Annotated in this window: 14 protein-coding genes; 3 read left to right on the forward strand and 11 right to left on the reverse strand. The window is 34.4% G+C overall.

The features are described 5' to 3' along the window. Positions 1 to 80: 80 nt before the first annotated feature. Positions 81 to 824 (forward strand): bifunctional hydroxymethylpyrimidine kinase/phosphomethylpyrimidine kinase, encoded by a 744-nt coding sequence (locus MUN42_RS08575; protein WP_243344362.1) that lies wholly within the window; start codon positions 81 to 83, stop codon positions 822 to 824. Positions 825 to 834: 10 nt separating this feature from the next. Next, positions 835 to 2,175 carry an MATE family efflux transporter gene (locus MUN42_RS08580; protein WP_243344365.1) on the forward strand — a complete coding sequence of 447 codons (1,341 nt, stop codon included), beginning with the start codon at positions 835 to 837 and terminating at the stop codon, positions 2,173 to 2,175. Here MUN42_RS08580 and MUN42_RS08585 read toward each other — a convergent pair. The 5 genes from MUN42_RS08585 to MUN42_RS08605 all read right to left on the reverse strand — a co-directional run bounded on the left by MUN42_RS08585 (position 2,172) and on the right by MUN42_RS08605 (position 6,402). Next, positions 2,172 to 3,062 (reverse strand): PHP domain-containing protein, encoded by an 891-nt coding sequence (locus MUN42_RS08585; RefSeq protein ID WP_243344367.1) that lies wholly within the window; start codon positions 3,060 to 3,062, stop codon positions 2,172 to 2,174. The two genes, MUN42_RS08580 and MUN42_RS08585, sit on opposite strands and share 4 nt — an antisense overlap. A 69-nt stretch (positions 3,063 to 3,131) precedes the next feature. After that, a complete protein-coding gene (locus tag MUN42_RS08590; protein ID WP_243344369.1) occupies positions 3,132 to 3,371 on the reverse strand; it encodes a Veg family protein in 240 nt (79 codons plus the stop codon). A 104-nt stretch (positions 3,372 to 3,475) separates the two neighbouring features. Continuing rightward, positions 3,476 to 5,332, reverse strand: coding sequence for a molecular chaperone HtpG (gene htpG, locus MUN42_RS08595; protein WP_243344371.1), 1,857 nt, complete (start codon positions 5,330 to 5,332; stop codon positions 3,476 to 3,478). A gap of 66 nt (positions 5,333 to 5,398) precedes the next feature. After that, the gene (locus MUN42_RS08600) at positions 5,399 to 6,049 is read right to left on the reverse strand and encodes a hemolysin III family protein (protein WP_243344373.1); all 651 of its coding nucleotides are present in this window, start codon (positions 6,047 to 6,049) and stop codon (positions 5,399 to 5,401) included. After that, positions 6,046 to 6,402 (reverse strand): hypothetical protein, encoded by a 357-nt coding sequence (locus MUN42_RS08605; protein ID WP_243344375.1) that lies wholly within the window; start codon positions 6,400 to 6,402, stop codon positions 6,046 to 6,048. Before MUN42_RS08605 ends, MUN42_RS08600 begins: the two co-directional genes overlap by 4 nt. A 111-nt stretch (positions 6,403 to 6,513) precedes the next feature. On the opposite strand from MUN42_RS08605, the gene MUN42_RS08610 reads away from it, so the two are divergent. Beyond that, positions 6,514 to 6,741, forward strand: a complete 228-nt coding sequence (locus MUN42_RS08610; protein WP_243344378.1) for a DUF1858 domain-containing protein — start codon at positions 6,514 to 6,516, stop codon at positions 6,739 to 6,741. A 168-nt stretch (positions 6,742 to 6,909) separates the two neighbouring features. On the opposite strand, the gene MUN42_RS08615 is transcribed toward MUN42_RS08610, so the two are convergent. The 6 genes from MUN42_RS08615 to MUN42_RS08640 all read right to left on the reverse strand — a co-directional run bounded on the left by MUN42_RS08615 (position 6,910) and on the right by MUN42_RS08640 (position 15,514). Further along, positions 6,910 to 8,334, reverse strand: coding sequence for an ABC transporter ATP-binding protein (locus tag MUN42_RS08615; RefSeq protein WP_243344379.1), 1,425 nt, complete (start codon positions 8,332 to 8,334; stop codon positions 6,910 to 6,912). Further along, positions 8,321 to 9,856, reverse strand: a complete 1,536-nt coding sequence (locus tag MUN42_RS08620) for an ABC transporter ATP-binding protein (RefSeq protein WP_243344381.1) — start codon at positions 9,854 to 9,856, stop codon at positions 8,321 to 8,323. The genes MUN42_RS08615 and MUN42_RS08620 overlap by 14 nt, the downstream gene beginning before the upstream one ends. 417 nt (positions 9,857 to 10,273) lie before the next feature. Then, the gene (locus tag MUN42_RS08625; RefSeq protein WP_243344383.1) at positions 10,274 to 11,896 is read right to left on the reverse strand and encodes an ABC transporter ATP-binding protein; all 1,623 of its coding nucleotides are present in this window, start codon (positions 11,894 to 11,896) and stop codon (positions 10,274 to 10,276) included. A gap of 150 nt (positions 11,897 to 12,046) precedes the next feature. Beyond that, positions 12,047 to 12,562 (reverse strand): NUDIX domain-containing protein, encoded by a 516-nt coding sequence (locus MUN42_RS08630; RefSeq protein ID WP_243344385.1) that lies wholly within the window; start codon positions 12,560 to 12,562, stop codon positions 12,047 to 12,049. A gap of 43 nt (positions 12,563 to 12,605) precedes the next feature. Next, a complete protein-coding gene (locus tag MUN42_RS08635) occupies positions 12,606 to 14,261 on the reverse strand; it encodes a putative manganese-dependent inorganic diphosphatase (RefSeq protein ID WP_243344387.1) in 1,656 nt (551 codons plus the stop codon). An 8-nt stretch (positions 14,262 to 14,269) separates the two neighbouring features. Next, entirely contained in the window at positions 14,270 to 15,514 is a 1,245-nt protein-coding gene (locus tag MUN42_RS08640; protein ID WP_243344388.1) for a hemolysin family protein, read from the reverse strand. Positions 15,515 to 15,556: the final 42 nt, after the last annotated feature.

Consider the following 15,556-nt stretch of genomic DNA (forward strand, 5'->3'; position numbering starts at 1 on the left):
TATATCAAATATTATTGGCTTTTTAAATACTTGTTTGACTTAAAGTGGATATAATCATAAGATATAAGTTGAGGTGTTTTATGAAAAAAATATTAATTATAAATGATTTTGTTTCTTTGGGTAAAATGGCAGGTAAGATGATGGATGCTATCCTATCATACAAGAACTACGATGTCTTTTTCCTACCAACTGCCCTTATTGCAAACAACTTTTCTTATGGAAAAAATGCAGAACTTGATACTACAGAATATCTAAAGTCAGCCCTTGCTAATTGGGAGGACATAGGTTTTAAATTTGACCTTATCTTTATAGGTTACATTAATTCTAAAGAACAAAAGGATATCTTGATCGATTATATAAATAAGCTATCTTACAAGCCAACAATCTTTGTAGACCCTATTATGGGAGATGATGGAAGTCTTTACAAGGGCCTAGATGAGTCCATGGTCGATAACTACAAGGACCTAGTTAAAATAGCTGACCTAATAAGTCCTAACCAAACAGAAGCCGAACTCTTGGGCATCGACCTAAAATCCCTTGGTATTTCCTACTTCATAACTTCCAAAAACGAAGGAGATAAGTACTTTGTGGAAGGCTTTGACAAGGAAGAATTTACTATCCCCTTTGATAAGCTCCCAGGAAGACTTACAGGAACTGGAGATATGTTCGATGGATTTTTGATAATATATCTCCTAGAGGGAAAATCCTTAGAAGAAGCGGGCAAAAAAACAGTAGAGCTAATTTCTAAGATCTACAAGCTCGCCATAAAAGAAGCTTCTAATGAAAATATCAATATCGAAAGATACCTCTATCTAATGGATTAGAAGGCCTATCGTGGAGTATAAAACATATTTTAAAAAAGCTCTAGCAGTTGCCTGGCCTGCCCTCTTGGAATTTTTCTTTATATCCCTAGCTGATATCATAGATACCTTTATGGTCTCTGGTCTTGGCCCAAGTGCTGTTGCTGCTGTAGGCCTTACTACCCAGCCTAAATTTATAGCCCTTTCGGTATTTTTCGCTATAAATGCTGCTGTAAGTGCCTTGGTAGCTAGAAGACAAGGGGAAGAAGACCGTAAGGCAGCCAACCTTACCCTTATTACCGCTATCTACATTACCTTAGCCTTTGTAGTCATAGCTGACTTGATTCTGATGCCCCTCTCATCATCTATCTTACGTTTTGCAGGATCATCTCCAGAAACCCATGACTTAGCTAATTCCTATTACCTAATAATCATGGGAGGGATAGTCTTTAATGCCCTATCAACCTTGATAAATGCTGGACATAGGGGGTGTGGTAACACAAGGATTGCCTTCGTATCAAACCTTGTAAGCTCCCTTGTAAATATTACCTTTAACTACCTACTTATTTATGGAAACTTCGGCTTTCCAAAGCTCGGTATAAGGGGAGCAGCAATAGCTACAGTCCTTGGAACCTTTGTAGCAACTATAATGTGCCTCCTAACCTTAACTAGGAGAGATTCCTACCTTAACTTCAGGTGGATCAAGAAGGCGAACTTTGCCTTTAGCAAGAAGGTGGCAAGGTCTATTGGAGGCCTAGGCTTTAATATACTTGTAGAAAATGTCTCAATGAGGATAGGATTTTTCATAACAGCAGTTACAGCAGCAAAACTTGGAACAGATTCCTTTGCTGCCCACAATGTCGGTATGAACCTCCTATCCATGACCTTCTCCTTCGGTAATGGTATGCAAGTAGCATCCATCTCCCTCACAGGAAATGCCCTAGGAGCAGGCAAGAAAAAACTCGCCATAATATATGGTAAGGTCTGCCAAAGAATTGGCCTTATAATCTCCATAATAACATCTATTATCCTCCTCGCATTTGGAGATGAGATATTCTACCTCTTCTTTGCTGAGAGCCATATTGTAGAAAAGGGAGAGCTAATAGCGAGGTTCTTGACTGTAATAGTTCTCCTCCAAATATCCCAAGTAATCTATGGTGGATCTTTGAGGGCTGCTGGAGATGTAAAATACACCCTCTTTGTAGCCTTAATCTCTGTAACCTTCATAAGATCAGCCGTAACCATCCTATCAGTTAACCTCCTAGGACTAGGGCTTGCTGGTATCCGGCTAGGAATATTGTCAGACCAAGCATCGAGATTTATCTTCCTAAGACATAGGTTTAACAAGGGAGATTGGATAAATTATCAAATTTAAGAAGTAAATGCTTTAAAAACGGAAGCAGCCTTATACAAAGACGAGCTTCCGTTTTCTAAAATTAATTTCTTTACCCCCTCAACCAGGCTCTCAAAGTCTTCTTGACTTAGGCCGTATTGGCCAAATTTTGTTTTCTTTGGATCGTGGAAGTCTGATCCCCCGCTAATTAGGAGGTCGTATTGTTCTGCAAATTTTTTGCTTGTAAGGAAATCTTCTTCCTTACCCCTGCTGTGTCTAACTTCTATACCCCTAAGGCCATAGCCTACATATTTTTCGATTTGGCTATAGTTATCATATAGGAAAGGGTGGGCTATGAAGGGGATGGCTCCATCTAATAGTGCTGCCTCTATGCCTTTTTTGACATCAATGTAGCCCATCTTGCGGTTCTTGGTCTTATCCTTTTGTCCACCAAAGATGTTTCTGTAAGTAAAGAAATCCCTTTTATCTGGATACCTCTCCTTTAGGTATTCGAGGATATTTGATTTGAATACTATGGAATAGGGAGAATATTTTTTTACCCTAGGGTAATCTATGTCATAGCCCTCAGCTTGGAGGTTTTTGATTGAGTCCTTGTGGTTTTCTTCCCTACTTGCTAGGGTCTTATCACATACTTCCTTGATGTGGGGAGACTCATCTCCCAAAAACAAGGCTAAAATATGAACTTTCTTGTCTACATCATAGTCATAGCAGCTCATCTCAACTCCCTTGACTAGGTCTATGCCTATTTTTTGAGCCTTAACTTTAACTAGGTCAAAGTGATCAAACTTATCATGGTCAGTTAGGGCAAGGACCTTAAGCCCAGAAGACTTAGCAAGTTTTAATAATTCATCTATATCTAATAGACCATCGCTATATCTTGAATGGCTGTGCAAATCTGCATATATCATAATTACCTCTTTCTTTATCATTAGCCTTGCAAAATAAAAGACCCCTAGCATAAGCTAAAGGTCCTTTTCTTAATTAGCTACCTTTAATTTAACAGCTGATGTCAAAATATCTGAATAAGTATATGATACTGTCCTTTCGACATCGAAATCGTTATTAATTTTCACTGTAAATACACTAGGAAAGGCGTTAACTATAACTCCTGTATCAACCTTGACACGTTTCCTTCCCATATCAGCTTTGAGAATAACTTCCTTACCAACACTTTTCTTAACTTCGTTTCTTATATCTTGAACTGATTTGTGTGCCATTTAATCATCCTCTCATTCGATTCTATTAACAATTATACTATGACCACAAGCCTCTGTCAAGTTAAATATTTATTATACATTAGTCTTTACTATTGTCAAATATTTTATATTAATTTCCAGATATTTTTTGTAAATTGTACCGGATCTTCTATGTCTAGGCCTTCTATTAGCCTTGCTTGGTCATAAAGTAGTGAAGTAATTTCCTTGGCCTTCTCTTGATCATCCTCGTAGGCCTTGGTGAGAAGCTCATAGGCCTTGGAAGATTTATTGATTTCTAGGACCTTGTCAGCCTTGATTCGGACAGGACTTACTTGACCTTTGAGGGTTTTTTCCATCTCAATTGATACATCTCCCCTTTGTTTAATCATTGATGGGAGGTCCTTTATCTTATCTGATAGTTTTACATCTACTACATCATCAGGGGTATTTTCCTTTATGAAGTCGATTAGTCCTTTGACTTCTGTCTCTTCGTTTTCTTCCTTCTCTTCGCTATCATCTTGGTTGATTGATTTAAAGGCTAAATCCTTGTAATCTCTTAGCATCTTAATGAGGAATTCGTCAATCCTTTGATCAAGTAAGAGAACATCCCTACCTTCTTCCACCATGGCAAGAGCTGGTGTGCTTTTGATTTTGTCGATACTATCGCCTACTGCATAGAGGATTTCTGTATTTGTTGACTTCATATTATCCTTGTATTCTTTAAGGCTAATTAATTTATCTTCCCTTAGGGAATAGAATAAGAGCAAGTCTTGGAGGTCTTCCTTCTTTGATCCATAAGACTCATAGATTGATGCCTTGATATTATTGCCAAATTCCTTAAAGAAGGTCTCGTACTTGTCTCTGTCATTTTTGAGGAGGCCTTCTAGGTGGGTCTTGATTTTCTTGTTGACTTGCTTGGCTATTAGCATAACTTGCCTATCTTGTTGGAGGGTTTCCCTTGATATATTTAGCTTGATATCATCACTTTCTACCACACCCTTGACAAATGAATAGGCATCATCAACTATATCCTCACTCTTTTCCATGATTTTTACCCCATGGGAGTATAGCTCAAGACCCTTCTTGTAGTCCTTAGAGTAGTAATCAAATGGAGCCTTTTGTGGGATATATATAAGTCCTCTTACATTGACGAGGCCCTCTACATTGAAGTGGATCCAAGATAGTGGCTTATCAAAGCCGTAGCGACTTTCCATATAGAAGTTCTCATAGTCCTCATCGCTTAGGTCCTTCTTATCCTTCTTCCAAATAGGCTTATCTGAGTTTAAGACATCATAGTCCTTGTAGTCTTCATATTTTGGATCATCCTCTGTAGAATCTTCTGCCACCCTGGTTTTAGTAACTAGCATCTTGATTGGGTACCTGATGTAGTTAGAATACCTATTGACAAGCTCTCTTAACCTATATTGGTCAATGAATTGGTCATAATCAAAGTCTTCTCCTGATTCTTTTAGGTAGAGGGTTATATCTGTACCAGGAGTCGCCTTTTTGCTTTCACTGATTTCAAAGCCTTCAGCATTCTCACTCTCCCACTTGTAGGCCTTATCTTCCCCAAACTTTTTGGTCTCAACTACTATCCTATCAGCTACCATAAAGGCAGAATAAAAGCCCACACCAAATTGGCCTATTAGCTCATTTAAATCAGAAGATTTCACTGACTCCCTAAAGGCTTCTGTACCAGACTTGGCTATAGTTCCTAGGTTATCTACTAGGTCTTCTTCATTCATGCCAATACCTGTATCCCTTATGGTAAGAGTCCTCTCATTTTCATTAGGGATAAGTTCGATATAATAATTATCCTTGTTGGTAGGATTATCAGACTTAAGGTCCATATAATAAAGCTTATCTATAGCATCTGATCCATTAGAGATAAGCTCCCTCAAAAATATTTCTTTATTAGTATAAATGGAATTTATCATCAAATCCATTACTTTCTTGGCTTCTGCCTTAAATTCTTTTTTCATATTTCCTCCTTAGCACTCTATATCTTCGACTGCTAATATTATACTAAGATGAAAAAATATTTCAATCTAAGAAAGGTAAAGATAATTACCGGCAAACATAGAAAAGGCAGCTATTACAATAAATATATGAAAAATCGCATGGTTATAAGGAAGGTCCTTCCTAGAATATAGGTAGGCACCCACAGTATAAAAGATGCCCCCAACTACCAAATAGATTAAAAATCCCACCCCAATTTGATTATAGATTTGATAAACCAAGAATAGAGAAATCCATCCCATAGTTATATAGATAGCCATGGCAAGCTTGGCAACTTTTTCTTCCACACCTTTAGAAAAAGCAAGAACATTCATAAGTATACCAATGATTGCAAGAATCCATACCAGGATAAAAATCACAGTGGATAGGGTACTCTTAAGGCCTATTAGGGTAACTGGACTAAAAGAGCCTGCTATGGTCAAATAAATTACCGAATGGTCAATAGCCCTGAAAATCTTCCTAAGCTTCTCATCCCTCATAGAATGGTAGAGGCTTGATGATAAAAACATGATAGCAACTGAAATAAAATAAAGGAGCCAGGCCAGTCCTCCCAAGAAGTCTGTCTTTTTTACCATCTTAATAATGGTTGGCACAAATAAGACTAGTGTAAGGACAAATCCAAGGGCATGGGTCCATATATTGATTCTCTCTTCTGTCTTTGAATAGACCTTGGCTTTCATATAACCTCCTCCCCTAAATCCTTGAGCCTCTTTGACTTTTCTACAAGCCTATGTTGGACTTCCTTCCTTCTTCCTATCAGGCTTTCTTTATTATCCCTCATCTTAGCCCTCGCCCTAATTGTTATAAAACTAAGACTTGCCATAAAGGTAATAATAAAAATAGCCATAGCCTGGTTCTTAGCAAAAGGCAAGATCTGACTAACCAGCAAAACTCCCAGGGATAAACCTAGGGGAATAAAAAATAATTTAGTAAAGGGTAGGTTCTTGTCCAAAGAATTAAGCTCAACTTGGATATCCTCAAGGATCTTCCTATCCTTCATTATATCTTCTAATAATTTTTCTCTATTTTCCATAATTATCTCCTAACTTTATTATACATTTTTATGAACTTTATCAATCCCTAGTAAATCACTTTGAATTCATGTAGATTTATAGTAAAATAAATATTAGTTAGGAGGTCGAATATGGCTTTACAAGATAATAAAACAAGCGATACAACAGAGAAACAAGAAATCACCAGAGATATGATAATAGGTGAGATTATTCAAATAAAACCAGAGGCTATAAACACCTTATTAATGGCAGGTATGGGATGTATAGCATGTCCATCTTCCCTATACGAAAGCCTAGAAGAAGCCTGCATGGTTCATGGCATGGACATTGACTATCTCTTAGAAGAGCTAAATAAATAAGGGCTTAACTGATTAAGTAAATATAATATACAGAAGCAAGGAACCGGGTGGAGTGCACACCCGGTTCTTTTTTTGTTCTCGAGCCTTTATAAACCTATATAGGATACTTGCTAACTCCCAGGATTTGCCGGGAAAAAATTAAGTATATTTGACTATCCCAACAAAAGCCTAATTGGCAATTACTTTATCAATGTATATTTTATTATAGGAAGAGTATTCATCTCTTTCTTCCTGATCTACCAGCAAAATTCCCATATTCAAGTTTTCCAAATATTTAATTATCTTCATTCTGACAGCTATATCTATAGATGACAGATTTTTATCAATTAATAGGAATCCAACATTTTTTCTAAGTGACCTTAAAATAGCAATCCTATCTATTTGACCACCAGATAGTTCTTTATCTGATAGGATATCCCTATTGTCAAGATCTTCCAAAGAAAAGATATTTAACAGGTCGTCATAATTATATACATCATCACCCAGGCTTATATTCTCATACAAATTCTCATTAATTATAGAAGAATTTTTAAATATCAAAGGGTATCTATATGATTTGGATAGTGCTTTCAAAATCCTTGTCTTACCTGATCCGTTTTTTCCTATAAGGACATTAATAGTATTTTCCTTTAACTTATCTTTTAGCCAGTCACAAGCTATAAAATCCTCTGCTTCAATTTTTATACTAGAAATCTTTTTATTAAAGGAGTCAATATTTACCCCAAGCTCCCTATAAATTATAGTGAAGGATGATATATAGGTTGCGAGATCATTTATAGAAAAGCTATAGGAAATAAACAAGCTCACATCCCCTGGGCTAAGCTTAGCTATGATTGAACCAAGTAATATTATTATAATATTTAGGTCAACCACCATGTCATTAGCTACAGAAATTAGATCTTTAAACTGCCCGTATTTAATCTTATCATCCTTATTCTTAGCTAATAAGTACCCATGCCTTTTATAAATTGTATCTTCCAAAGACTCTATCCTTATAGGTCTTGCATCTTCGATGATTTTTTGGAAAGATTCAATAATTTTTGATTCATTGTCTCTTATTTCATTACTTCTATCATAAATTTTATCCTTTAAAGAATTGCTTATGAAAAATATAAGTAAAGGTAGCAACATTACCAATATTGTAATATAAATATTGATTGACATCATAATTATAAAGGCAATTATAATCCCCAGTAGGTTACAAAAAGTATCAATACCATATGATATTGTACCAACTATTGAGTTAACATCGTTTTGAATAATATCAACCAAATCGTGAACTTGACTGTCTGTTAAAGCCACTTTTTCATTAGCCGTAGTTATTATTCTTTGATACAAACTATCCGCCCGCTTATGTTGAGCTTTGATGTCCGCATCAGCACCCAGCTTGATAAGTAGGGTTCTAAGCCCGAAGAAAACTATATATAAAATTACTATAATATACAAGCTGTCTTTGAAATTCGCATCAAAATACAATTTTAACAGGTAAGCCAATAAAATAGGAATATTATGAGCAAATAACCATATCATAATATCTACTATAAAATAGCCTTTTGATTCCTTGATTATATCTATAAGTTTAATTTCTTTCAAGATCTATCACCTCATCTACCCTGTCAATTATCCTCTTCTCATGACTAATGATTAGAACAATTTTGTCTGTATTTTTAATCAAATCAAAAAATAGAGAACACTTAGTTTCATCTACACCCAAAAAAATCTCATCCAAAATAAGTATATCCTTGTTTGATAAGAGAGCTTTTATTATAAATAAACTCCTATATTCTCCATCAGATAAGTCACTTGTTTTATCATCAAAGCTTTTATTTATACCGAAGGTTTTTAGTAATTTAGCACTTTCTTCACTTTCCTTTAAAATATCTCCTATAAGTGAACTATCATTTGCCCTAATTCTTTGATCTATGTATTCTAATCTTTTAGAAATTTCTCCTTTTCTTAAATCTCTTATATCTATACCGTTATATTTTATAGCTCCCCCATCGACATCAAATAATCTTGCTATCAAGTTAATAAGAGTAGACTTACCTGAGCCCGAAGGAGAAGATAAACCGTAAAGCTTATCGGTCAAACTTAAATTAAAGTTTTTAAAAATAAGTTTATTAGTGCTAGGATAAGAGAATTTAACATTATCTAAAGTAATTTCAATTACTTTATCATCCAAAGTCCTATCACCATAAGACATTTTTCTAAATTTTTCGAGTTGATCGAGTCTTCTTTTGGATTCTCCAACATTTGGTAGACTCTCCAATTGAAGTCTTACATCATAGATAGGATCCTCAATCAAATCTATATAGTAGATAAATAAATACAAACTTCCTATAGATAAAATATTATTCTTAAGTGTAAAAATTCCTAAAACTAATATAAGTATCTTCATAAGACCAAGAATTGATATAGAACTTAACCGATACTCATAGGATATAAAATTTGAAACTACTTCCTTATTGAAAAAATCTACAATTCCGGATCTTAATCTGCCTACTAAATATTTACCCTTTCCAATAAAAGAAAATTCATCCAAGAGACTGAGAGTCTCAGAAAATAATCCAACCATCCTATCATATGATTCATTACTTTGCCTAACCTTATCCGAAGATTTTTCCTTTATTCTCTTAAACAAATAGAACAAAAACAAAATCATTAAGACGAAAACTATAGACATATAGGACAGTTTCTTAAAAGATACATAAAGAATGCCGGCAAGTAAAAGAGCATTTTTAAATAAAATAGACAAGAAATTGATCAAAAAATCTATCAATACTTGTATATCATTATTTAAATTAATAAGCTTTCCCTTATCAACTGACACAATATCAAGATAATTACTATACAAGACTTTCTCTACAAGGTCTTTTTTCATTGAAAATTCAAAATAATTTTCCAAATAATTAACCAATAAAAGATCCAATAATTTTAAGATATTTTTCCCTACCAATAAAGCTATTATTATTAACGCTATTTGTATAAGCAAGTTTTGACTTCCCATATTATCAATAAACTTTGATATATAGGAAGGATAAATAATCATAATAAGCGATATAAGGATTAAAAATAAGGTATGAATCCCTACAAAAAATTTACTTTTTCTATTCATTTTTCCTCTCTATAAATTATTATGGTGGATACAATCCCCCACCCAGTGCTATCTATCTTCCCTATATTTTAATAAGCATCTTATAATTACCTCCCTTTGTAATATTTCCTCTAATTATAATTAGACTAGGCTCAATAAAAACATAAACTTAATACTTACTAAATCAACTAACTCATAAGGCTCTCCTAATTTATTACTTATCTTAAATATACATTCTAAATATAAAAATCAAAGGCAGATGTGCCTTTGACTTATAAAGTAGATATCCGCCACATCACTTTGCCTAAGTCCCTTTTTTTCTCTAATTTCTATTAGTTTTCTTCCAAATTCTTTTCTTTTATTTTTCATCTTTATCTACTTATATTTGTATGGTTCTTGTAAACTTGAATTTTATTAGTTAAAATACATATATTTATATTATTTTTGATAGAATTTATTTTTATTTAGGTCCAATATTTTATTAGCCATTTTAAGAGGATATGGCCTATGGCTTATTATTATATAAATCTTATCAGCCTTGTCCATATTGATTAAGGTATCTACTATGGCTTTTTCATTGTTGAGATCAAGGGCTGCTGTAAACTCATCCAGTATCACAAGGTCGGAGTTTTTGTATAGGACTCTCGCTAGAGCAAGTCTCTCCTTTTCTCCACCTGACAGGGAATCATTTGAAACCGGGGCATCCAAGGACTTTTTGCTTTGTAGAAATTTATCAAGCCTTGCTTTTTTAAATATTTCTGAGCCTTTATCAAGTTTTTCACCATAACTTATATTGTTAGCCAAGGAGTCATTAAATATAAATACATCTTGGCTTATTATAGAAAGATTTGAATAGAAAGATTTCTTGTCAATATCTTTAAGGTCAATACCGTTTATGCTAATATGCCCTCTATAACCTCCTAGATTTTTCATAAGAATATCTATAAGGGTCGATTTGCCTGATCCACTTTCACCAACTATCCCCAAGCAATCACCCTTGTTTAGTTTAAATGTTAAGTTTTTTAGAACTTCTTCATCACTATAAGCAAAGGATAAGTTATCAACTTCTATTGTATCGATTGAAGTAATTTCTTTACCTTTTTTCAAATCTTCGTCATATGACAAAAAATCCAAAACTCTATCACTCATTCCCAAAGAAATATTAATACCGGTATACCGATCGATTAAATTATTCATTGGTTCATATAGGAAATCAAGATAGGCATAAAAAGAGAATAAATATCCTATCCTAAGCTCTCCCTTATATACCATAAAACCACCTACCAACAATACAATAATAGGAAGAGAACTTGTTATAATAGTTGAAACTCCATAAGAGATGGCAGTCATTAATTTCATACTTTTTAAGGTATCGGTATAAGTTTTTATTTTTTCTTTAAACTTGTTTAAAAAATAGTTTTCTTTATTATTTACCTTGATATCAAGTATTCCACTTATGTATTCATTAACAGATTTTGATATATGTGAATATTCCTCTCTTTCCGACTTTGACTTATCTCGTAGATTTTGATTTATATAATGAAATACAATTATGTATATCGGAATCACTAAGAGGGGAATCATAGTAAGCTTAATATTCATTTTGAGCATAAGTACAACAACTATAGCAAGTCTTAAAATATTTAGAATCAGCATAGGAAAACCGATACTTATATCTTGAGCTATATTTATTGAATCTTGTAAAACCCTACTTGTGTAATCTTCCTTTTGGTTTTTATAAAAACTTATATCCTTAGCCAAGGCAGCTTTTAACATCAAAGTCCTAAAATAATTCATATATTCTACCGAAAATAAGTGCCGATGATAGTTCTGATATGCGTTTAATATTGAATCTAATACCGCTATAGCCAAAGCTAGAAATCCTTGCCTGAATATAAGAGATATACTACTTCCTTGATTTATATAGTTAATCAATTCTCCTATAAGATAAGGGGTAAAGGAACCTACCAATATCGATATGGCACAAATAATAAGTATAAAAATACGCCTTTTCTTAAAGGGTCCTATATAGGATAATAGTTTTCTATAACGTTTTATCATATTTTTCTCCAAATTTATTTTCCTTAATTGTTAAAATAGTTTATGTATTATTCTTCGCTTCTCAACCAGTGTTTTTATTATTATCTAACTAATATTTTAATTTTTCAAAGACTTTTATTCCCCTATATATTTTTATACTCAGATTTTTTCTTATAATTCCATTATTCTCAGATCCTTATCTAGGTCGAATAGTAGTCTTAGGAAGTTTTCCTTGTAGGCTACGAATTTTCCATCTTTTAGGAGGTCTATTACTTCTTCTTCGCTTGCCCATTTTGCGTCTTGGACTTCGGATTTTTCTAAAGTGAGGTCTTTTATATCTAAGTTTTTTCTGATGATATAGATATCATCAAAGCCTCTATCGAAGTTTGCTGTCATTATTGGTCTTATTTCCCCAAAGTCTATATCTACTCCCAGTTCTTCTTTTAGTTCTCTCTCAATAGCCCTTGATGAAGTTTCCCCCTTCTTACTTCCCCCACCACAGCTTAGGTCCCAGAGGTTGGCGAGGGTTTTTTCTGGGCTTCTTTGTTGGATTAGCATTTGGTTTTGATCATTGAAGATACATAAGTGAACTATCATGTAGTAGCTATCTTCAACTCGCTTGCTTCCTCTGATATAGGTCTTTCCTGTTTTTTCTCGATCCTTGTTATATAGGTCCATTTCTTCCATATTTTCTCCTATGTAAAAAGGGGAACCCTGCCCCCCTCGTCTTTTATAGATTTGACATTACTGCTGATGTAAGTCTTGGTATTACTTGTTTTTTACGGCTCAATACGCCTGGAGCATTTATCGTACCATGTGGGGTTATTTGTCCACCAAATTCTTCTTTGATGGCATCGTAGTTATCTCCTACTACTAGGAGTTCGCTTTTTTCGTTGAAGATGTCAGTCAATACTAGTACGAAGGTTGATTCTCCCTTGGCCTTTATTTTTTTATCCATTAGGTCCTTTAGCTCATCCATTATTGGTATTAGCTCTTCTGGATTCATGGTCATTACTTGGCCTACTCTAAAGTCTTGACCTCCTATGTTAAAGGTCTTTACGTCGCCTTCTACAAGGTCATTGGCTGATTTACCCTTGAGGGATGTGGCAGCTCTAAACATTTGATCTGCAAATTCTTCTGGGTTTAGGTCAGCAATCTTACTCATCCTGCTTAGGATTCTCTTGTCAGTTTCTGTGGTAGTAGGTGATCTAAAGAGGAGGGTATCAGAAATTATGGCAGCGCATAGGATGCCTGCGATTTTTTTGCTAGGTCTTATGCCTGATTCTAGGTACATTTCTGATATTATGGTTGCAGTAGACCCAACAGGTTCTGCCCTAAAGAAGATAGGTCCTGTGGTTAAGAGGTTGGCTACCCTGTGGTGGTCGATTATTTCTACTATCTCTGCCTCTTCTATTTCATCTATTGATTGGTTTCTCTCGTTGTGGTCAACTAGGATTAGTTTTTTCTTCTCAGATGATATCAAGTGAAATCTTGATATAGATCCTACTACCTTGCCACTAGGGTCAACTACTGGATATGATCTAAATCTTGACTCTGCCATGGCATCTCTTACTTGGTCTAGGCTATCTTCTGTCTTGAAGTAAACTAGGTTATCGGTTGTCATAACATGACTTATTGGAATTGTCATTGGCAATAGTCTTGCTGTCATAAAGGTGTTGTATTCAGTTGATAGGACTGTTACATTATTTTCCTTTGCAAGTTCTACCATCTTATCACTCATCGTAGCCCCATGGGTTAGGATTAGTAGAGATATTTTTTTGTTTAGGAGAGGTTCATAATACTCTTCCCTATCGCCAGAGATAACTATATCTCCTTCTACTATGACTTCTTCATTATCGCTTAATTGATCTCCTGCTACTGCAAAGACTGCCATCTTGCCAGAATATTCTGGTTGGTTTTCTGGTAGGTAGATTATCCTTGCAGAAAGTACATCAATGACATTATCTATAGGGGTATTACTTCTACCTAGGATTCTATCGTCCCAAACATCCATATAGGATTTGGTGATATTAGATAGGGATGCAACCCCTACTAGTTTGTTATCAGTATCTACAACTGCTAGGCTGTGGTAGGATCCTTGTTGGAACATATCCCAAGCATTTCTTATAGCAATAGATGGGTCTATATTGTTCCCCTTGTCTATATCTAGGTCCTTGACTTGAAGTTGCATAGACTCTTTTAGCTTTGGAGGTTCTATATCAAAATAATTTAGAACAAACTTACTTTCTTGGTTTAATTTTCCTAGTCTAATTGGAATAGCATTTACCTCACCCAGCCTGTTTTTGAGGTCAGCGTAGGCTATGGCTGACATAACTGAATCGGTATCTGGATTCTTGTGGCCTGTAATATAAACTGTCTCTCTCATACTTCCTCCTAATTAAAATTCACTTTTAGCATTTCTATCTTGTACCTATCCACTTTGATAACACTTATTGTAAAGAAATCAAGTTTTAAAACATCTCCTTGCTTAGGAATTTTGGATAGGCAATCTATTACATATCCTCCTATGGAGTCATTTTTTATTTCCTCTAGGTCCGTATTAAAGTAGTCGTTAAAGTCGTTGATATGGATGGATGGGTTGACCAAATACTCCTTTTCATTTATCTTGATAATGGTATCTGCTGCACTGTCATATTCATCGTCTATTTCGCCAACTAACTCTTCAACTATATCTTCGATTGCGACAAGACCTGCTGTACCTCCATATTCATCTATTACAATAGATAGAGAAAGATTTTCACTTCTCATTGTTGTAAATAGGTCAAAGATTTGCATATTATCATATACATAGAAGGCAGGTCTTATAACATCTGTAAGTTTAAAATCACCATCATCTGCCATAAAGCTCACTAAGTCCTTCATATGTAGGATGCCCAGGATATTATCTATATTTCTTCCATAGACTGGAATCCTTGAGTGGTTAGAATTTTTAAGAAATTCCTTAAGTTCAGCCCTACTAATATCAGCAGGTATGGCCTCCATATTAGTTCTAGCTGTCATTATGTCTGATACAAGTGAGTCTGCAAATTCGAAGACGTTATTAATCATCTCACTTTCTTCGTTATTAATAACTCCTTGTTCTTCTGATACATCTACTATAGTCTTTAAGTCTTCTTCTGTTACTTTGTCATTATCTTGATTTTCAGTTTTAAAAATCTTGGCTATACAATTGGTAATTTTAACCAAAACAAAGGAAAATGGTGTTAGGATAACTTCAAAAAACCTGATTGGCCTTGATACCTTGAGAGCGAGTTTCTCGCTATTAGAGGTAGCCATATTTTTTGGAGTAACTTCCCCAAAGACCAAGACTATGATAGTCAAAATAATAGGTGATATGACCGCTCCTTTTGCTCCAAATACTTCCGTAAAAAATATGGTCGAAATGGTTGTGGTAACTATATTTGCTATATTATTTCCTATGAGGATAGTTGTTATAACCTTAGAGATATTATCTGTAAGTTTTTTTAGTAGAGAACTGTTTTTTATACCATTTTTCTCCATTTGTCTAACCTTGAAGGTCGATAATGATGTTAGTGCTGTTTCTGATGCAGAGAAAAATGCCGAGAACATTATCCCCACTATTATTAAAATTAATTGTATGAAATTATTAGTCGTCAAAATTTCCTCCCTTTATGATATTATATAAAAATTTTTAATAAA

Source organism: Anaerococcus sp. AGMB09787, from assembly GCF_022808955.1.
GTDB lineage: Bacteria > Bacillota > Clostridia > Tissierellales > Peptoniphilaceae > Anaerococcus.